We start from the raw sequence: 18612 nt of genomic DNA, 5'->3' as shown, positions 1-18612 counted from the left end.
GCAGGAACGTATTGCGGATGTCCTTAGATGACGAAATTCAGCAATTCAGAAAGAAGCAGACTGGCGGCACCGCGTAAAGCCGCCAGGCATTCGCTATCTCCGAAAGCAAGGGCAATTTCATCGCCCGGGCGATGGAATACCAATTCCCGGAAGCTTTCCTGGATTAAATGAAGCATGGGGTTTCCCCCTCGTACGATGTCGCCGTGAATAACGATAAAATTGGGCGCCATGAACTGCTGGAGGTTCGCCAGGCCGACCGAAATGTTGAACGCGTAGTCGCGAAGTAATTCTCGTGCGCCTGGGACGTCGTCGTTGGCCAGAGTCAATAATCGGCTCACATCCAGGGAGTGCGGTTGTGGCAACCGCCTAACCTTGGCCTCGTCCGTTAACCACTTCGAGCCGGCGATTGTTTCCCAGCATCCACGTCGGCCGCACTGGCATATCCGACCTTTGATGTCTACGGTCGTATGACCGATTTCGCCGCCTGCACCTGCGGGTCCCCGATAGAGATGCCCATCAAGGTAAAGCGCTCCACCCAAAGTCTCGCCGATATGGACGGAGGCGAAGTTTCTCCGGCCGCGGCCTTGTCCAAACCATCGGTCCCCAACCAGCAAGGCTCTGGTATCCTGATCGACACACACGGTAACGCCGAACCTTTTGTGCAACTCGGCTTCGAGCGGTAAGCCGTCCAGGAATGGCCCGAGACTGGCGGTCACAATTGTGCCCGTCTCCGTATTGATCATTCCTGCAACTGCTACACCTATCCCTAAGATCGGTTTGCCAGATGCGATGGTTTCTTCGACACAGGTGCTTATAATTCGGAATGCGTCGGTGGGGTGTGTAAGGTTCTTCGGAAAATCGGCGGCGTGTTGAGCATAGACCTTGCCCTCCAAAGAGACCAAACAAGCACTCACGCGGTCGTGCATCAGGAGCACCGCGCATATTGGCCTTGCATCCTTGGAAAACCACAACTTGGTAGCCGGCTTGCCGCCTGCTTCGTTGGGAGGTATCACCTCTCCTTCCGCAAGAACACCCTGATCGATCAGGGGCTGCACAATCCCTCCGATAGTCCCTCGAGTCACACCCGCAAGGCGGGCCAGGTCCGCCCTGCTGGATGGCCCTATGTCGTACAAGGCTTGCAGCAATCGGCCCCGATTCGCAGGGCCCAAGGTTCGCGTTGGAATCAGTTTTTGGGCCGGTACTATACCCTTAGCGCTCTCATCTTTATGGCGATCGTCAGAACTGCCCTCACTTTCTCCCAGTCGGTGAGCTTCGAGTCTTCTTATCAAAGAGTCCATAGCATCCAATCCTGTTGGCCGAACCAATTGCGCCGCCAACGGCCAGCACTATCAGGGGGCTAACCGCTTCTTCGCAATCTGGTGAGGCTCGGGTTATGATCTGGGGGCCATGTGCTGTTCTTCCAACGCATCTTATGATCGGCACCTGGCGTTTACGGGAAACTTTGGCCGGTTCCCTTCCCAAGCCTTCATTCAGTGATCTTAGTGTCCGCCCAATCGTTAAAAACTATTGAAATATCCCAAGCGCTCCGTGCAGAAGCTGACCAAGGTGACGCCCAAGCGGCTGCCTGACCATACACGACAGAATCGAATATTATACTTATTTTATCTCGCGTATCTTGAATATAATTTAGCATATACTTTTTTATATACTTAGTTTGAGCTATCATACCGGGGAAAGCAGTGCTAGCGTTTGTGTGGGCTGATCAGCATTCTAATGAGCATGATTGGAGATCGAGATGAACAGATTCGGTGCACTACGGCTCATCACTCGCAACGCAACTGGTGCTTTCTCAGTCGAGAAGCTCGCCGTTTTCGGTGGGAAGCCTGTGGTCCCCCAGGGACGTGTTACACCTTGGCCCGCCGCGGAGAAGAAGCACTCGGATGCCCTGCGTGGAGTTGTGGATGGTGGAAGATATCACCGCGTTAATCATCCAATTGTGAGCGGTTTGGAGGAAAGCCTTGCAAGGTGGACCGGGAAGTGGCAAGTGCGCGCTGTCGGCAGCGGAACGGCAGCCATTCACATCGAGCTCGACTACGTCAAAGAGCGAGGCGAGCAAGTTGTTACCGCAGCATTGAATTGGCCGGGAGCGGTAGGGCCAATCACGATCAGCGGTCTTCAACCCGTCTTCGTTGATGTCGACATGAACTTGGCCGGGATTGATCAGCGCGCCGCCGCTGAAGAGTTCGGCCCCAACGTGGCCGCAGTTTTAGTCACTCACCTTTTCGGAAACAATGTTCTCGTCCCCGACGCGAGGTCTGCAGCGCGAGCTCAAGGCATTGCTGTGATCGACGACATCTGCCAATCGATCGGCGCCGCGAAACCAATCGTCGACGGTGCGCATCTTGATGCAGACGCACTCGCTCTATCCGGAAACGGCGCCAAGCACCTTGGGGCTGGGGAGCTAGGATTTGTCATCACGGAAGACGCCAACTTGATTGCACATGTTGATCGCGTATCGCTGTCCAGCTCGTCTCGGAGCGGAGCGCGAATATTCTCGCCCTATTCCCAAGGGTACAACTACAGGCCCAACGTATTCTCTTCATCTATAGCGAACTTGCGGGTCACTGAGATGGATACGCAACTGCAAATCCGAAGAGACAATAGCAAGCTTTTATGGGAGATGATCAGCGAGCTTGTGGGTATATTTCCTCTTTTCAACCCATCTGACTGCGACCATTCGATGCTCAACTTTCCCCTCCGGATCGAACCTGCGGCACTTGGCTTCGCGCCAGGCCCGGCTGCAAGGGATTTCGTGGTGAAATCGCTGCAGGCCGAAGGCGTGCCTATCTGTGTTTGGCTCACGAAGCCCGTATTCGAATATCTTCCAGACATTCGCGACAACTGGAAGGCCGCCGATTTTCCAAATACAGTGAAACTCTTGGATACGATGTTTTACGTTTCCGAGATTGCGCCACCCAACGATGGCGAATTGATGAAGCTTTATGCAGAGGCGTTTCACAAGGTTTGGAATGCTCTTCATAAGCAAGGTCCGAAGGTCGCCGCAGGAGCAATTTCTGGCTGAGCCCCGCGCGTCGCACCAATTTCCCAGTGCCGCAATGGTCAACATCCGATCCTTTTCAATCATACTTTGCTCAATGCCCGGAAGATTGAAAGCTGCGCTGGGACAAAACTCAGAGTGATTCTACAACGAGGACTCCTTGTATGTCTTTTTCGAAAAGTCCGGAATTACTGATCTTCGACTGCGACGGGGTTCTCGTCGATAGCGAGCTTATCGCAACCAGGGTGCACATCGAAGCTTTGGCGAAATGTGGCTATATCATATCCGCTGAAGAGTATAACGATCGCTTCATAGGAATGACTGACCAGCAAAGTTATTCAGTCATAGAATCCGAGGGCGGCTTGCGCCTACCGGAGGATCATCATGAACGTGTGATGGCCGAAGTTGCAAATCGATATGCTCGTGATCTGCGTGCAACCAGCGGCGTTCGGCAAACCTTGGAAGCTATCAATTTAAGGAAGTGCGTGGCGTCGAACAGTGATGCTGCGAAGCTCTGCTTGGCTCTTAAAGTCACAGACCTGCATGATTTCTTTTGGCCCCATGTCTTCAGCGCTTCGCAAGTTGCGCGTGGTAAGCCAGCGCCGGATCTCTTCCTGTTTGCAGCACAGAATATGAGCACACCGGCTGGCAGTTGTCTCGTTATTGAAGACAGCGTTGCTGGAACTCAGGCGGCAGTGGCAGCCGGGATGATGGTGATTGGCTTCGTGGGTGGCTCTCATTGCCTTGCTGGGCATGGAGACAAACTGATGGAGGCAGGTGCCACAAAGCTGTTTAGCCGCATGACGGCGTTGCCACAAATCTTAGCAGCTTTGTGATCACGCAGTTGCGCTCAGGCGAAGCGTCTTGAATCGCAGCGTCACCGTCCAGGATATATCGTGGGATCCGATAGCATCGGTTGGTGCACGGGCTTCACCTCAAATTGACCGATCCTCGCTCGATTGCTCGGCCCGCCAGAAGAATGGAGATACTATGACCGCGAAACCAATGGTAGCTGCAACTCCGGTAACGATCGAGTACCTAGAAAGACTTCCGAAATTCATTTCCATTTGCGCAAGTTGGACTTTCGGACAATGGGGTTGTCAATCAAATGGCTCGTACGAACAAACGCGGGGCGAGTTTGAAGCAGCAACAAAAAATTCGATACCGCTAACATTGATTGCCATTGAAAACGCATTGCCGGTTGGGATGGTCACGTTGGCTGATCGTGATTTCGATGGAAAATCTCATCTATCCCCGTGGCTTAAGTCGCTCTTTGTCCATCCATTTCACCGCAAGAAAGGAATAGCCACGTTGTTGATCGAGCGGCTGGAGCACGAAGCATCGCGCCTCGGTTACAAAAGCCTTTTCTTGATAACGGAGGACGCGCGAGTTCTTTACGAAAAGAGCGGCTGGCAGGCAATTGATTGCGTCCAAACACCCTATGGCGCAGCAGCTTTGATGGAGAAAACCCTGCCAACGCCTCCTCACCTGAGAACCGCTGCACCAGGATGAAAATAATCGTGTCGAGCTCCAAGCTGCTTTCACCGAAACTCTCTCAACCCTTGAGCACGCTATGTCGCGACCCGGCAACGCAACGCCTTTGTTAGGCTCCGCTTTTATGGATCATCTTGATGTCGAACAGCCTGTTATTACAGCCATAGAGCAAGGGGGGAACCAGGCGGTCGGCTAACAAATCCCATCGCGTAGCGAGGCCATCTCCCCTCTTTCGTTCCCAGCCCAGGCCTTAGCCACTGCTGAGGCGGTTCGTGCTGTTGCAAGAAGCCCCAGGAACAGGCCGTACAACGTAGCGAGCTACCCAAATTCTCATCGAAAGGTTCTGAAACCTTATGCACACCAGCAACAACGTAGCATCAGCGATCCTAAATTCTTACGCCTCGCGTTTTGGTTACCTCGGCGGCCGACGGGATCTGCGGGCATCGCTCATTTTGACTTCTTTTTTTGCTTTCGCTATTCCATCCTATGCCGAAGCAGAGGCGCTGCTTCCGGTAAAGCCTTCACCATATCTTGTAAGTGCGATTACAAGAAACATGTTTAAGCTGCCGAAACCCGACGATGACTTGGTCCTGCTATCTGCGCACCGCGGATCTTGGGAGATCTATCCCGAGAATTCAGCCTATGCCTTGCAAGACGCCTGGAATTCGCAGATCGAGAGCGTGGAAGTCGATGCCCGCTTCACCGCTGACAATGAAGTCGTTCTATCTCACGACTACAGGATTGAGCGCGAGTCAACTGGAAGCGGCCTATTATATAATCAGAACTTTTCGCAGCTACGACAGGCCGATCTACGGGACCGACATGGCCGCGTTTTTACGGATTCACAAGGGCGAAAGGCGAAGTTCCTAACGTTCTCTGCCGCGCTCGATCTACTCGCCCGATATGTCTCCGATGATGGTCATGGCTACGTGATGATCGTCGATATCAAGGCGGCAGTCGATGATCAGGACCCTACTGATCCCATCGAGCTCATGCAACGCTGCCTTGACATTCTCGCGACCAAGGGAAATGCGAAACTCAGCAAAGCCGTTGTATTCAAGCTCAAAGCAAAGGATGCGGTGGATGTCGGCACGATTTTAAATCGGACGACCTACGACCCCAACCTCATTGGCGGGCTAATTGTCGTCGAAAACCCGGATGACGAGAATGTGAAGGATTCCAGCTACGATCCCCACGAGGATCCAATCTACGATCAATGGAATGTGGCGCCGTTCTCCATTCAGTTTGAAATGAACCAATTCTATAAAGGTGACGGTCTGCAGGCATATTTCGACTATATCGACCAGAAGCAGGGCTTCGCCACCTATCATGAAAGTAACTACTTTCCAGAGGGCGTCGCCAACAGCGCCGGAAAATGCTGCTTCGACCACAACACGGATCCGAAATCGACCGCTCAACGAGGGATCGTACCAGATTACCGAGGAGATCCGGAGATGGCGATCGTCAATCGTACCAATCTTATCACCACTGATTGGCCCGACGTAGTCGGCGATATGTTGCGCCAGATAGGGCGCCGCAACACCACCGAGCTCACGCGCTAGAGCAAGACCTCCGCTTCCAAAAACGGGATTGTTTTGATGAATAATGGAATGAAATTCTTCCTATTGTTTTCCACGCTGGGCTGTCTTGTCGCTGGCGAAGGGCAAGGGGCATCATGCACCAATGAAGCCAATTGTCTTAGAAGCGCGTCGGACAAAGTATCTCAGACGCTCACACCGAAGGTAGTGCCAATTTTCTGGGAATTTCCAAAGCTGTACATCCACGACTCGGCGGCAGAAGCGGATTATCCGGTGCCCGAAGATACGAGGCAGGCATTTGACTTCTATACCAACAAGACTTCCTTCAACTTTCCACCGCACGCGTCAATCGTGACTAGTCAAAGCGCGTCGATCAGACCGGACACGGGGTTCACTGTCCTTTTGGTCGAAAAGACCCGTGAAAATACCGCTCCTAATGGCGGTAGCGCCTTATCGCTTCTAAGTTCTAATTCGAACGATGCTTACCTATCATTCGCGTTGGGAGCCACGCCCAATCCGAATGGTCAAAAGTGGTCTTTTGCGAAAAGCCTGCTTCAAAGCGACATGGCGTCTATTGCATGGTGGCAGAAGCCCTGGGATATGAACGTCGTGGGGCCAACAGGGGCATTCGCCGGCACAGAGTGGATTTACTATACCTTTACTCCAGACGGCAAAGTGCGCATCGACCGTTTTGCTCCGTATACCTATTTTCTAGCTTTTACAGCTTACCAATGGGATGAGGCAGTGCTCGACAGTGGGTTCCCGCATTCTCCTTTCAGCTCTGGTACGCCAGCCGATCGTCCGAAATCCGTGATTTTCGGATCGGTTGGACCATGGGTTATTGGCGCTGCAGCCGCGCCCGGTCAGGCGTCGCCCATGATTGAGCCAATAGAGGCGTTGCCGGGATTTGAGGGAGCGACGATCTTCTCGACCCCGATGTCGATAAAAGAAGTTGTAGCGTATCAGAACTCCCTGAAGAGGAGCGACTTTCTCGACGTCAACATGCTACCCTGCAACAGCGGCCAGTACCTTTCCGGCGAGATAAGGACTCCCTGCGGCACGGCTCGTCCTGGTAATCCCCCGTCGAATGTAAAATCGGTGGCTGGTGATGGGATCCGCACCAATATCGAACGCTATGACTAGCGATGTTGGACGACTCTCATTTGTTCCGACGGCGATTAGACGGCATCAGATTCAGCTACCGCGATGCCGCAATCCCGGCCGCTTGCGTAGCGAATGTCTGAGCCAGATCGAGCAAAGATGGTGACCACTCAAGCTGTGACATGCCCGCGCTAAGATATTCTAGAACCAAAGCAGGATTAAGCCGTCTTGAATTTCTCGAGCATTGCAGCAGTAAGATTTTCTCCGGCGCGGCCCCAGGTGGCCGGCGTACGATCACTCAAAATCGTATCGCCTGCGAGATCCGTTTTGCGAAATGCCATTTGAACTCGCTAAGCGACTTGAGCGTAGGTCCTCGTCCGGCCCTTATTCATCTTTGGCCCAGCCCTTGCTGTCGGCTGTCTTCGCGAGGAGGAATGCATAACACCTGCTGATCTCGTCGAGCTTTCTCACTAACTCGCCGTCCGATCCACCGAGCAAAGTTTGATAGCCCTCGCCTCTTGTTGACCTCTGCCAATCATTCCCAATAAAGCGCGCGGTCGCATTGCCGAGGGAAGAAACCATTGGTTTGGGGCCGCCAAACGATACGGCTGCGCGTCTCAATCCGTCTTGGAAGCTTGCGTCATCGAGTCCGCTATAAGGCTTTCCTTCGGAATTCGTTGCATTAAGAAAGATCTGCTCGTCACCGAACACGGCATATCCGCCGCCCAAGCCTTTTTTCGTTGCGTCCGCTGCCTCGAAGAATCTCTGCGCGACGGTGGCGTTAAGGCTGCCCTGCGGAAACCGCACGACAACAAAGCCTGTCTTACCTGTCATGTCGTTGAGGCGAGAGGTAAGGACGCGATATTGGCGGAAGACGTAGCCAAGGGAGCCGGCAAGTCGATCCGCCGCGGCGTCATCGAGATCACCCTCGGTCTGAAGCGATGCATTCGTTTTGACGAGATACCCGCCTGGCGTAACCTCTGTCCTCAAGGTCGCAGCGTCGATCCCGTTGGCTGTTATTATCTTTGGCACAATGTCTTTTGAGACTTCGGCTGAAAACGTCGCTCGATCATCATAGCTGGCCTGGGCAAGCCGCGGCAAATGGAAACCTGCGGAGGGCGTTGCCCGATAGGACACGAGCAACTTTCGCTTTGCCAGCGCTGTATTCTGGAATGCTGAAGGGATGGTGGCAGCCTCTTTGATTTGGCAACATAATTAAAATGCTGGTGGGTAATGCCGACGTCGGCTTTTGGATTGCCCGCAGCAGCCGCAGATATGCGCGGCACTCGACAAGATTCATCGGGTTCGTTGATTAGAATCATTCGTCGAGATGACGGTATGCGATGTCACAAACTTCTCGCAGGCCCCGGAAAACCTGTTAATCCACGTTCGTTCACCTCTTGTACAATCCTTGAGACGGCACCCTGTTCTAGATCAAGGTGGTTCACCAACGCGGACTCCACCAGGGTCGTCGCCGTGCCTAGTTCAGACATTGCGGCAATTAGCTTCTCGAGGCTTTCGACAAACGCGGGCCGAAGTTCCGACGCAGTTATTTCCATTCGTAGAGGGTGAGTGCAAAAACAGAATCGGTGGACGATTTTGCAAGCCTCGCAATTCGATGCTTCTTGGGCGACTTTAGTGAATATCGCTTCTGCCCTTAAGGCGAGTTCGTCAGGGGACAATTTATCCGTCACGGTCCAGCTCTCTGGGACCTGCGGCCGCATTCGATTTAATGCCGAGATCAGGGTCTCACGTCCGACAACATAAAGATCTAACAGAGTTCTTTCCGACATCGGTCTCGTGAAAAAGCCTCTTTGAGGGATGTATTGGATCTTCCCTTCAGCTGCAAGCCGCTGAAGTGCTTCGCGAACTGGCGTTCGACCAAGATCGAGCTTAGACGCTAGATCCTGTTCCCTGAGATGTTGCCCCGGCACACGACCGTTACTGTGGAGAATTCGTCGAATAGCCTCGTAGGCAATATCGGCCTTTGCAGGTTCTGGTTCAGTAGAAAAATTTGGGTCACCCCCACGACCTTGGGGCGCGTTCTTGCAACACCGCATTTGATAGTTTTCCTCTGTCGATATCCTTCAAGGACCCTACAGGAGCTTCTTGCATTGAGACCGGACGGTCGCTTCGAATTGAAGGTCGAACTAGTCGGCCCTTCCAACACCGGCACCGCGTTTCGCGCCCGAACCAGATACGGCATCAACCACCTGTATTACAGCCGCGGCCGTAATTGGCAGCTATCGCATTCTGCCACTAATTTCAATGCCATAGGCACAAGGCTGCGTCGGGATGGCGCGCTGGTCCGATGTCTACCGGCTGTCGTATTTCGCGTAAGCGGCCGGCTTTAAGCGAACCGTGTCTCCAAGGCCTGCAAGTGCCATCAATGTGGTGGCAGTTTTCGAAATCAACATGTTCATGATAGTTCTTCGGTGGACGTGTGTCGGCCTCATCGTCAATGAGCAATTTTTCCGATCGGTTATTCCTATCAACCAGCCGATAATAGGCATCGGGGGTGTTGGAGTATCCGCGGTTCGCGAGAGCCTCGACGTGTCCATCAGTAGCGATGGTTTCGCCGTTGTCAGAATCACCTCCAGCGCAATCAAAGACACGTTCAGATTTTGAAAGAGACCATGTGATCTGACCCATTCGTTCCGGTTCGTGTTTCGTGGCGAGAAGTGCCTTGGTTAGGCCCAGGCCTATGCTTGCCTCGTATTCGGCAGATGGTTGTTGCAATGTCGGCAATTTTTCAAGGCTCGGCCCCGTGCCGGTCACCACGGGACGGTTAATCCGATAATATCTTCCGCTATCTGCGACTTCGCGAAGCGCATTCAGATGGTCGTTCCGTGCGGCCGGCCAGCGTATAGCACCCCGTGGAGCAACCACACGTACGCAATCGAGGAAGGCGAGCCTCATTTCCGGGCTATCACGCCTGGCTTTGTTTGGATGCATTTTGTCACGTCGGTTCATCTAAGCCTCCCGTCGCTGACCAGGGTAGTCCCCCTGGCGCGTGTTGAGCAGGTCTAGACGGCGCTCCGCCATAGATCAATATATAGCAATAATATATTTTTTTATATATTTGGACAATCGCACTAGCGTAATTTTATACTTTAACCGTCAAATACAAAACTCGAAACGATATAGTCTTTCTCATACGAGCTGAAGGTTTGATTGAGTCCGCGAATGTTCGAGCTGACAATCTCCGTTGGTGATGGCCAAAGCTCGAAGTGGTCATGTACGGCTATGACTCCCTCAAGCAGCACGAAAAGTTCCCCTCTATCTGACAACTCCGAAAAGTTGGTCGGATTGAGTATTTCGTCACCATCGCGCCGATCGCCAGTGAGTTGAATTTATTGGCAGAATCGGAGTCTCGAAGACACTTCCTTCGCTCTTGTATTGAAGTCGAACACAGATCGCTGACAGGAGAACGCGTGGGAAGAACACCGGTTACGCCGAAGTCGGTTTACTCGGGCCACCATTATATTCGGCCGGCACAAAAAGCGTTCTCGGCAGGTCGGAAACGATGACATTCTGGCTCCCTTGCGGTGGATCCGACTAGTTTCGCTGGGCGAGCGACACACCGCAAAGCAAAAACGAACGGCATTCTTATCGCGCCAGTCACCGGCGCTCGCTCCCGGACCATTGATACTTTTATCCCCGCGACACAGGCGGTCTCATAGCCACAACACGTGGCTGCCGTCGAAACAAGTTCGACGACAACCACGCTGCCTTGGGAGGCGAAAGGTTTTCCCGAGAATCTGGTCTTCCGGATGAGGTAGCAGGGTCAGCTACTATTCGTGCACATTCGACGAACGCAATTGTCGCCGCGAGAATCGTTGGGCGCGCCACGCTAGACTATCGCGCCGGCGGTTGCGTACCTACAGAGGTGAACAGTCTCGCAGCAGATTCAGCAAAGGTACATCCGATTAATGTCCTACTCCCCATGGCAGCTACGAGCCGACGCACATTCGCCGATGTCGAGAAAAATACCGGTCATTTTCATAATTTCATTGCGAGTGACAGAAAGCGAGGCGTGTTCGTCGGGCCCATATTGCCCACAATCGGCGCACGAATGAGGTATCCAGATTGTAGGTAGTCCGAGGACATCGGCGAAGAGGTCGTGGCAGCGAGCCTCCCAGATTTGGCAGGAGTGAGGGCTCTTGCGCATGGTTTTCTCAATCGAGTCACAAACGAAATGCACCCCGTGATGACTAGGGGAAAGACGGATGGCCATGATGACGATACCAGTCCGCATTCCAAAACAAGCGCCCTGGTGTCGCCAATGATCGGATGACAAGCGCGGACAGGTGCTGCGACAACTGCTGATCTACAGGGCATGATCGCGATCATCGCCTCGGCCGTTCAATAGGCGGTGTTTGTCGTGCGTGGGCTGGTGTGACGGCGGGCTACCGCTTCGGTTCCACCCGATCGTAACTTTCGCAGGAAAGCTCTTGTCCTGTCGATCTGGCAGACCGTAGTGCCGCTGACTCATCGAGGAATCTCGATTTTTTCGTGCGTCGGTGGACGCCCATCCCAATGTCGCAGTGTGCTCCGGGTCAAGGATCAGCTTCAACTTGAACCGTGTGCACCGCATTTCTCGCGTCAGTCAGCGGCTGTCCCTCCCCAAATTCATCCGTGCACCGACATAACAAGATATTCTGGCCTGATGTAGGGGTCCATGGCAACTCGAACCGCTGCCAACTCCTTCCCTCGCGCGGCCCTACTGAGACAGTCCGCCATGAGCCTCCACCGTCCACGCTGACCTCGACGCTGGAGATCTGGTGATCTCCCCAAGCCCAGCCCCATATCTTCGTTGGCATGTCCGCTGGCAGCAGATCATTTGGGGACGGCGATACGATAACGGACTCCGGGGCGACGCCCCAAACCGGCTTCATCCCCGACGCCGTAGGGTCATTGTAGAAGCGCGTCGTATAGGCGCCGCTTGCGCGCCGATCCGCAGCCGTGATCGAACCAACCCATTTTACGGAGTTTGTGCCATACCAACCTGGCACGACCAATCGAACCGGTCCTCCGCGCTCTGGAGTGAGTGGCCGACCGTTGATCTCAAGCGCGAGGATAACTTCTTCTGCAAGTGCTTTGCCTATCGGCAGGTCTTTTTGATAGGCTTCTTCAACATCTGCGTATTCGCCCCACTCGAGGCCGGAAGTCCAGATGTAGGACGCATGGCTGCTGATCTTTGCGCGTTCCAGAACAAGCGACAGCGGCACACCTTTCCAAACTACATTTCCGATCCTGCGTTTAGCCACTGTCGGAGCAAGCGGACTTCCAGCGCATTCGTGAAACGACATGTACTCGCGCTGTGGCATGGCTTGAAGGTCAGACAGATGCAATCTCGTCGGGTTACCCACGAGGCCATCGACATCCAAATGCCAATGCTCGGGGTCGATCTCCAGGAACCCCATATGCGTGACCAGAAAAAGATCATCTTCAGGGGTGATCCACGATTTAAGGGCATGAACGCCGTCGGCAGGGCCCTGGAAGGAGAAACCCTTCTTGGTCATGTGCATACCCGCCCGCGCCATCACCTTTACTCCGGCATGGCCACGGCCTCAGGGCTCGTTAGAGCGTCCTCAGCGCGGCCTTCCAAAAATCTGATTGGGTTTCGACGCATCCGGTTCACGGTGACGTCGAAAATATCGAATCGGTTGTAACCAGCAACGACGTCGTGAAATCGTTTCGGCTCAACACAGTCGTCGAGATCGATTTGGGCATAGCCGATACCTTCGTCGGTCATTTCGTCACCAGTTGCCGCTCCAGTCGGCCCTAGGAAAAAGCTAGTGGCCCGCGGACTGGCATCTATGATCGCTTCGATCGCAGGATCATCCAAAGCAATGGATTTGCGTGCGACTTCGTCCAGGTGCCCCGCCACGATGATCCCGAAGCACTTGGCCTCGAAGCAGTGCGCTGAGGCACGGATGCGGTTGGCTGCTCGGTTGTCGTAGTTGTCGCTTTCTGTGGGAACGCGAGTGGGCCAGATCGGTGGATAGCTACTTATATGAACTTGCTCACCCTGCGTCATCAGGCTGTAGCGCGCGAGCGGATTTGTATTTTCCCCGCAAATCAGGCCGCCAATGCGACCGATTCTCGTGTTTGCGACGACCAATCCTGCGCCATCGCCCGGATCCCAAACTAGTTTTTCGAAGAAGGTTGCGACCAGTTTTCGATGGTGGATCAGGATTTGGCCGGTATCGGAAATCAGAACATTACTATTCCACAAACCTCCGACACTTGCCGGGTTGCGCTCGGAAAAACCGATTGAAACGAAAACACCGTTATCGGAGGCGGCCTTTCGCACACGCTCAATTTCCGGGCCGTCAATGTACACCGAAGCTTTCAAGAAGCGTTTAAAATGTTCGTGCGATTGAATGGGCGGGTAAAGTGCTGCCCAGACAGGGAAACCGGGAAGAAAGCTCTCCGAAAATACCACGAGCGACGCGCCGTTTCGGGCAGCCTCTGCTATCACCGAGCAAGCTTTTTCCGCGCTCGCCCCAGGATCGAGATAGACGGGGGCAATATGAGCAGCCGCGGCCCAGAATTTCATGTTTCCCATCGACATTCCTCTACAGATCCAGGCTCGCCATCAGCCATCTCGACTAGCTCGGCAAAGGCAGGCTCAAGATTGCCGCTTTGCTGTTAGACCGATTTCAATGCGTGCTCCAAGCGGCAGGCTGGCGCAGCCGATTGTGGTGCGGGCCGGGTAGGGCGATGAAAAACGCGTCGCGTAAATCTCATTCATCTGGCCAAAGTCCCCCATGTCGGTGAGATAGACATTGACGGATACGACATCATCCGACCCCAGGCCCGCTGCCTCAAGGACTTGAAACAGATTATCGAAGCACTGGCGTGTCTGGTCGGCTACATTTCCGTCGACAAGTTTGCCGGTGCCGGGGTCTAGCGGTGTCTGGCCGGAGCAGAACAGAAGATCGCCGGCCCATGTCGCGTGCGAATACGGTCCCACTGCCGCAGCGTTTGAAGCATTCACAGTTCGTCTGGACATGCGTTCTCCCAAGGTAGGTTCAAGTAGTGCGACCTGCTGGCGATAAGCGTTTCCGCAAGATATTTTACTTCACCGCACACCACACATAGCGGCACAGCACGTTTGAGACTATCAAAACGAATTTGCGAGCCAACCCGAATAGGATGCACTACCCTGTGCAAAAATAGACGGAGGTAGCATGGCGACTGCAATCGATCATCTTGATTGGGACGATCTCAAACTCTTCCTCATCGTCGTCCGGTGCAAGAGCGTGACCGGCGCCGCTCGCGAACTAAAAGTCAGCCATTCCACCGTATCTCGCCGGCTTGCTCGTCTGGAATATACGGTTGGCGGTGCACTCGTCGAGCGGACCAAGGACGGACTTCTGCTGACACCGGCCGGCCTGGTTACAATGCGGCGAGCGGAGGAAATCGAGAACGGCGTGAATGCTCTTCGCAGCGACGTAAGAAATCGTGACGAAATACGCGGCACAGTCAGATTGGCCACCATGGAAGGCATCGCAACGCTTTATCTCTCCGAGCGCCTCGTTGAACTCAGTAGCCGGCACCCTGATCTTGACCTCGAGCTTGTAACGTCGCCGCAAACGGTTCGGGTCGCTCGCCGGGAAGCGGATTTATTCCTAAGCTTCTTCAAGCCCCATGGAACTTCTCTGGACAGTCAGCTGATCGGACGTTTCAAGACTGGCTTATTCGCTTCGCAGGCTTATCTTGAGCGCAATGGAGTTCCCTCTCAAGCGGCGGATCTTAGCGAGCACCGCTTTGTTGGCTATATCGAGGAGCTGATTCAGCTTGAAAGCGTGCTCTGGCTAGAGGAACTCGTACCCACCCCAAAAATAGCGTTCAGCTCAAATAGCATGATGTCGCAGATGTTCGCGGCGTCTGCGGGCGCAGGAATTGTAGCCCTTCCCGAATTCGCACTCAGTCTAAACCTGGGTCTCGTTCCAGTGCTCGACGAACTGAGCGGCGAGCGCGAGATCTGGATGTCAGCACACCAGGATCTAGCTTATCTTCCAAGAGTGAGAGCCGTAAAGCAATTCGTGAAAGAGCTGGTACGTCGAGACGAACAACGCCTTCTGAGAAACTCACCTTGGTCTTCGTGAAGTTTCGCAAATCGGACTGTGCGGAGCGCTCTGGCCGGCTGAATTGGCGGACGCTTACGCCCCGTCGCTCAATTCTGCACATCGGGTTGCGAAGTTGTCAGCTTCCGTGACAACGCCGATTGCGTCAACAAGATTGACGCTCGATCAAAGGAAGGAATCCCTCATGTCGCAAATCAGCCGCAACGCTCGCAAAACTTTGGACCTTCTTCGCTTGCGTGCTGATACCCCCGGCACAAAAAACAGAAACCACCTTAACAATGCTGGCGCTGCGCTGATGCCGAGCCCTGTTATTGAAGCGGTGGTTGGGTACCTAAGGCGGGAAGGGGAGATCGGCGGATACGAAGCCGCAGCTGAGTCCAACTCTCTACTGGAGGGGACATATGACAGCTTGGCTACATTCGTAAACTGTGGCCGCGACGAGATTGCGATAGCTGAAAATGCGACGATCGCCTGGCAACGAGCCTTCTATTCCCTCTCTTTCCGACCTGGAGACCGGATCCTGACGGCAAGTGCCGAATTTGCAGCCAACTACATCGCCTTTCTGCAGGTTGCCAAGCGCACCGGCGTATCGATCGAAGTCATTCCGAATGACGCTTCTGGGGTCCTCGATCCGGACGCACTAGCGAAAATGATCGATGATCGCGTTCGGTTGATAGCGGTTACCTGGATCCCGACCAACGGCGGGCTTATCAATCCAGCAGCAGCGATCGGTCGAATAGCGCGAAAAAACGGCATCCTCTATCTTCTCGACGCATGCCAAGCTGCGGGTCAAATCCCGATCGATGTCAACGCGCTCGGGTGCGACATCCTGACTGCTACCGGCAGGAAGTTTCTCCGAGCGCCACGCGGAACGGGATTCATGTACATGCGTAAATCACTCGTGGATAAGATCGAGCCAACGATGATCGACCTCTATGGCGCGCCCTGGACTGGTCCGGATCGATACGAATTGCGACCTGATGCCAGGCGTTTTGAAACATGGGAGAAGAACTGTTCGGTTCGTCTCGGCCTGCGGGCAGCAGTGGACTACGCGCTCGACATTGGGCTCGAAAATATCGAAGAGCGCTGCAATCACCTTTCCTCAAAGCTTCGCGAAGGCTTGCGGGGTATACGAGCCGTGTCCGTGCATGATCTCGGGAGGCCCCTTGCTTCCATCATCTCATTCACTGTCAACGACTGGGACTCGTCATCCGTCATGGCTTATCTGACTGGCAAGGGAATCAACGTCTCAGTTTCCCCTCCTTCTAGTACACCCGTCGACGCCTATACGCGACAACTCCCGCCCGTGGTGCGAGCGTCGCCACATTATTACAATACCGAGGAAGAGATCGATGCATTCCTGGAGGCGATTGCTGGTATTGCCTCGTAGCTGATTTGCTCGCCTGACGAACGAGCGGATCTTTTCAAAAGGCAAAGCAGTTGATGCGACCTTACATCAAGTCGTGACTGCATGCTAAGATCAAGCCCTAACTGTTCGGTCCTGTTAGGCAGATCATGGCAGGCGCATCTGCCAATCCCGCCCACGCAACGCCATAAAGCAATGGCAAATGTTCATATAAGTCTCGCTCCAGAAGCCCGACATTTTCAAAGTGCCGGCGAACCCATCCGCCTTGTTCCGTGGCGATACACGGATTTCTAATTGCAGGCGTGTTGAAGTCCCCGCTGCGTTAGCGGGTGATCTCCTTCAAGTTCCGTCAATTCGCCGAAGCATGTGTTCAACGTTAATCGCGTGGAAGACAGAGCCGAGCTCGCTAAGCGGAGAATCGCATCGGATGTCGTCTATTGTGGCGATTAGGCGGTCAGCATCGATCAGTCCCAGTTCATGCAGCAGGCAACGACGGGATAATTGACTAGTGATCTCGCTAGCACCGATAATCAGCGAGCCGGTCAGATAGTGTTCGAAATTTTCTCTTATAGAAACGCCGAAGAACCGTTTGGGATATCCAAGCCGTTCCAACATCCGGCGATGCAGCGCCTTTTCGTGCCTCCAGGCTAAAGGTAAACTCCGATAAAATCGTACGGCTTCCGGCTGGGCGAATGGGCTAATTGGCCATATGCCATGGCTCGCAAACAAAGGAGCCCGCGCGGCGTGTGCCTCCAGTACCGAAATCGGCAGAATAGGAAAGGGTGCCCGATCGCAGCTTGCTGCATAGTCGGGCAATCGGCTTTTGAGCACCAGTGTCATGGCGGAGGGAAGGATCGCAGGAAGGAATGCATCGCTAATATTACGAGCGAATTGCTCGTGATTTTGCTCGAAAGCATGGGCCATTAGCAACTCATCACCGCCTGTACCAGTTGCGACCGCCCGTGGGGCTGAGGCAGTTGCGAGCGACTTCAATAGTTGATGGAGAGGCCGCTGCAGATCGGCATTGTAGGGAGCTGGGACGTAGTCGCTACTCACCTCGAACCCACACGGAACCAATGGTATCGTGTCAACACGCAGCGTTTGATCGTGGAAGCCAAAGTGCTCGATTGCTATTTCGCGCCTCGAAGTCTGTTGACTTCGAGCTGGCCCCTCGACCTCCAAGGCATAGGTTTGCAGGGCGTCAGGATGCTGCTCCGCCAAAATGGCGGCAACGACTGCCGAATCCAATCCTCCGCTGAATTCGCTAGCCGTGAGGGCGGGCGTGAGCGGCCAGCGACGCAGCAGGGCGTCGATCAAACGGCATGCTGCGGCGGCAACATCGGCCCCATCCACAAGCGGGGTCGGGATGAAATACGGTGCCGGAGGGGGATATTTCGTCTCGACGGCTCCCGTCCTGCTGATGCAAAGTGACGCGCGCTCCGTCAGCATGAAAACACAGCGAAACATCGTGGTTGTTGCATAGGGGAGCGTCCCGACAAGACGCAGGCCAGTTCGGTCCGTGTCGACGTCAGCGAGAGTCATGCCCGAATAAAAGTCCGCTATCGACCAGGAGAGATCAATGCGCTCACCGCTGACCTTCAGATAAAGTGGCGCAACACCTCCATGTCCGGCGCTGAAGGTCACCGTGCCGGAATGGCGATTGATCGAAATTGTCTGATAGTCCAATGGCCATTGCCCAAAAGCACAGAAATCATGTGCTCGTTCTATCGGCCAATCCCTGAGTGCCACAACCTGCCCACTCGCTTCGGCGGAACGCTCGCGGCAGATCAGGATGATTTGATCAGTGGTGTCCCAACGGAAGCTTTCGAGTAAAGGATGGTCCAGGATCTTGATAGAGATGTTGGGATATGACGACGGGATCAGCGGTTCATCCACGCACTCGAGATGACCTCGGTCAATCGTTCCCTTGAACATGGGTGATCGCCTAGTTGATGAAAATCTAAAGGGGCAGTGACCGCCGCCTTGGCGACGGTC

Annotated in this window: 15 protein-coding genes; 7 read left to right on the top strand and 8 right to left on the bottom strand. The window is 54.2% G+C overall.

Annotated features, from left to right (window positions below):
- Nucleotides 1-23 precede the first annotated feature (23 nt).
- Entirely contained in the window at nucleotides 24-1298 is a 1275-nt protein-coding gene (locus GR198_RS18920) for an ROK family protein (RefSeq protein ID WP_026242369.1), read from the bottom strand.
- A 458-nt stretch (nucleotides 1299-1756) separates the two neighbouring features.
- On the opposite strand from GR198_RS18920, the gene GR198_RS18915 reads away from it, so the two are divergent.
- From GR198_RS18915 to GR198_RS18895, 5 genes are all read left to right on the top strand, one after another.
- Complete coding sequence (locus GR198_RS18915; RefSeq protein ID WP_017958600.1) at nucleotides 1757-3043, top strand: DegT/DnrJ/EryC1/StrS family aminotransferase; 1287 nt, start codon at nucleotides 1757-1759, stop codon at nucleotides 3041-3043.
- 140 nt (nucleotides 3044-3183) lie between these two features.
- Nucleotides 3184-3855 (top strand): HAD family hydrolase, encoded by a 672-nt coding sequence (locus GR198_RS18910; protein ID WP_164069376.1) that lies wholly within the window; start codon nucleotides 3184-3186, stop codon nucleotides 3853-3855.
- A gap of 154 nt (nucleotides 3856-4009) precedes the next feature.
- A complete protein-coding gene (locus tag GR198_RS18905) occupies nucleotides 4010-4531 on the top strand; it encodes a GNAT family N-acetyltransferase (RefSeq protein ID WP_244666026.1) in 522 nt (173 codons plus the stop codon).
- Between the two features lie 335 nt (nucleotides 4532-4866).
- Nucleotides 4867-6075: a glycerophosphodiester phosphodiesterase family protein gene (locus tag GR198_RS18900; RefSeq protein WP_246705871.1), complete on the top strand. Its 1209-nt coding sequence runs from the start codon at nucleotides 4867-4869 to the stop codon at nucleotides 6073-6075.
- A 48-nt stretch (nucleotides 6076-6123) separates the two neighbouring features.
- A complete protein-coding gene (locus GR198_RS18895; protein WP_018517068.1) occupies nucleotides 6124-7194 on the top strand; it encodes a hypothetical protein in 1071 nt (356 codons plus the stop codon).
- A 342-nt stretch (nucleotides 7195-7536) separates the two neighbouring features.
- Here GR198_RS18895 and GR198_RS18890 read toward each other — a convergent pair whose 3' ends face one another.
- From GR198_RS18890 to GR198_RS18865, 6 genes are all read right to left on the bottom strand, one after another.
- Nucleotides 7537-8289 carry a hypothetical protein gene (locus GR198_RS18890; protein WP_312876456.1) on the bottom strand — a complete coding sequence of 251 codons (753 nt, stop codon included), beginning with the start codon at nucleotides 8287-8289 and terminating at the stop codon, nucleotides 7537-7539.
- A 209-nt stretch (nucleotides 8290-8498) separates the two neighbouring features.
- Nucleotides 8499-9212 carry a GntR family transcriptional regulator gene (locus GR198_RS18885; protein WP_018517071.1) on the bottom strand — a complete coding sequence of 238 codons (714 nt, stop codon included), beginning with the start codon at nucleotides 9210-9212 and terminating at the stop codon, nucleotides 8499-8501.
- Between the two features lie 205 nt (nucleotides 9213-9417).
- On the bottom strand, nucleotides 9418-10125 hold the full coding sequence (locus tag GR198_RS18880; RefSeq protein WP_164023997.1) for a hypothetical protein: 708 nt from the start codon (nucleotides 10123-10125) through the stop codon (nucleotides 9418-9420).
- Nucleotides 10126-11711: 1586 nt separating this feature from the next.
- On the bottom strand, nucleotides 11712-12698 hold the full coding sequence (locus GR198_RS18875; protein WP_131714256.1) for a molybdopterin-dependent oxidoreductase: 987 nt from the start codon (nucleotides 12696-12698) through the stop codon (nucleotides 11712-11714).
- Nucleotides 12699-12703: 5 nt separating this feature from the next.
- A complete protein-coding gene (locus tag GR198_RS18870; RefSeq protein ID WP_131588172.1) occupies nucleotides 12704-13726 on the bottom strand; it encodes a carbon-nitrogen hydrolase family protein in 1023 nt (340 codons plus the stop codon).
- A 63-nt stretch (nucleotides 13727-13789) separates the two neighbouring features.
- Nucleotides 13790-14173, bottom strand: coding sequence for a RidA family protein (locus GR198_RS18865; protein WP_131714257.1), 384 nt, complete (start codon nucleotides 14171-14173; stop codon nucleotides 13790-13792).
- A 178-nt stretch (nucleotides 14174-14351) separates the two neighbouring features.
- Between GR198_RS18865 and GR198_RS18860 the strand changes: the two genes are divergently transcribed.
- On the top strand, nucleotides 14352-15272 hold the full coding sequence (locus GR198_RS18860) for a LysR family transcriptional regulator (protein WP_164021379.1): 921 nt from the start codon (nucleotides 14352-14354) through the stop codon (nucleotides 15270-15272).
- Between the two features lie 163 nt (nucleotides 15273-15435).
- Nucleotides 15436-16641: an aminotransferase class V-fold PLP-dependent enzyme gene (locus GR198_RS18855; protein ID WP_018484258.1), complete on the top strand. Its 1206-nt coding sequence runs from the start codon at nucleotides 15436-15438 to the stop codon at nucleotides 16639-16641.
- 315 nt (nucleotides 16642-16956) lie between these two features.
- Here the strand turns inward: GR198_RS18855 and GR198_RS18850 are convergent, their stop codons facing one another.
- Nucleotides 16957-18552 carry an asparagine synthase-related protein gene (locus GR198_RS18850; protein WP_164069375.1) on the bottom strand — a complete coding sequence of 532 codons (1596 nt, stop codon included), beginning with the start codon at nucleotides 18550-18552 and terminating at the stop codon, nucleotides 16957-16959.
- Nucleotides 18553-18612 lie beyond the last annotated feature (60 nt).

The organism is Rhizobium leguminosarum (assembly GCF_010668065.1).
Lineage (GTDB): Bacteria > Pseudomonadota > Alphaproteobacteria > Rhizobiales > Rhizobiaceae > Rhizobium > Rhizobium leguminosarum_S.
Note: the sequence above shows the minus strand (reverse complement) of the source record. Positions and strands in the feature narration are given on the sequence as shown.

What these genes read in the sequence shown, in the direction of transcription:
- GR198_RS18920 (WP_026242369.1), bottom strand. Translation starts at nt 1,298, where the DNA reads ATGGACTCTTTGATAAGAAGACTCGAAGCTCACCGACTGGGAGAAAGT.
- GR198_RS18915 (WP_017958600.1), top strand. Translation starts at nt 1,757, where the DNA reads ATGAACAGATTCGGTGCACTACGGCTCATCACTCGCAACGCAACTGGT.
- GR198_RS18910 (WP_164069376.1), top strand. Translation starts at nt 3,184, where the DNA reads ATGTCTTTTTCGAAAAGTCCGGAATTACTGATCTTCGACTGCGACGGG.
- GR198_RS18905 (WP_244666026.1), top strand. Translation starts at nt 4,010, where the DNA reads ATGACCGCGAAACCAATGGTAGCTGCAACTCCGGTAACGATCGAGTAC.
- GR198_RS18900 (WP_246705871.1), top strand. Translation starts at nt 4,867, where the DNA reads ATGCACACCAGCAACAACGTAGCATCAGCGATCCTAAATTCTTACGCC.
- GR198_RS18895 (WP_018517068.1), top strand. Translation starts at nt 6,124, where the DNA reads ATGAAATTCTTCCTATTGTTTTCCACGCTGGGCTGTCTTGTCGCTGGC.
- GR198_RS18885 (WP_018517071.1), bottom strand. Translation starts at nt 9,212, where the DNA reads ATGCGGTGTTGCAAGAACGCGCCCCAAGGTCGTGGGGGTGACCCAAAT.
- GR198_RS18880 (WP_164023997.1), bottom strand. Translation starts at nt 10,125, where the DNA reads ATGAACCGACGTGACAAAATGCATCCAAACAAAGCCAGGCGTGATAGC.
- GR198_RS18875 (WP_131714256.1), bottom strand. Translation starts at nt 12,698, where the DNA reads ATGGCGCGGGCGGGTATGCACATGACCAAGAAGGGTTTCTCCTTCCAG.
- GR198_RS18870 (WP_131588172.1), bottom strand. Translation starts at nt 13,726, where the DNA reads ATGGGAAACATGAAATTCTGGGCCGCGGCTGCTCATATTGCCCCCGTC.
- GR198_RS18865 (WP_131714257.1), bottom strand. Translation starts at nt 14,173, where the DNA reads ATGTCCAGACGAACTGTGAATGCTTCAAACGCTGCGGCAGTGGGACCG.
- GR198_RS18860 (WP_164021379.1), top strand. Translation starts at nt 14,352, where the DNA reads ATGGCGACTGCAATCGATCATCTTGATTGGGACGATCTCAAACTCTTC.
- GR198_RS18855 (WP_018484258.1), top strand. Translation starts at nt 15,436, where the DNA reads ATGTCGCAAATCAGCCGCAACGCTCGCAAAACTTTGGACCTTCTTCGC.
- GR198_RS18850 (WP_164069375.1), bottom strand. Translation starts at nt 18,552, where the DNA reads ATGTTCAAGGGAACGATTGACCGAGGTCATCTCGAGTGCGTGGATGAA.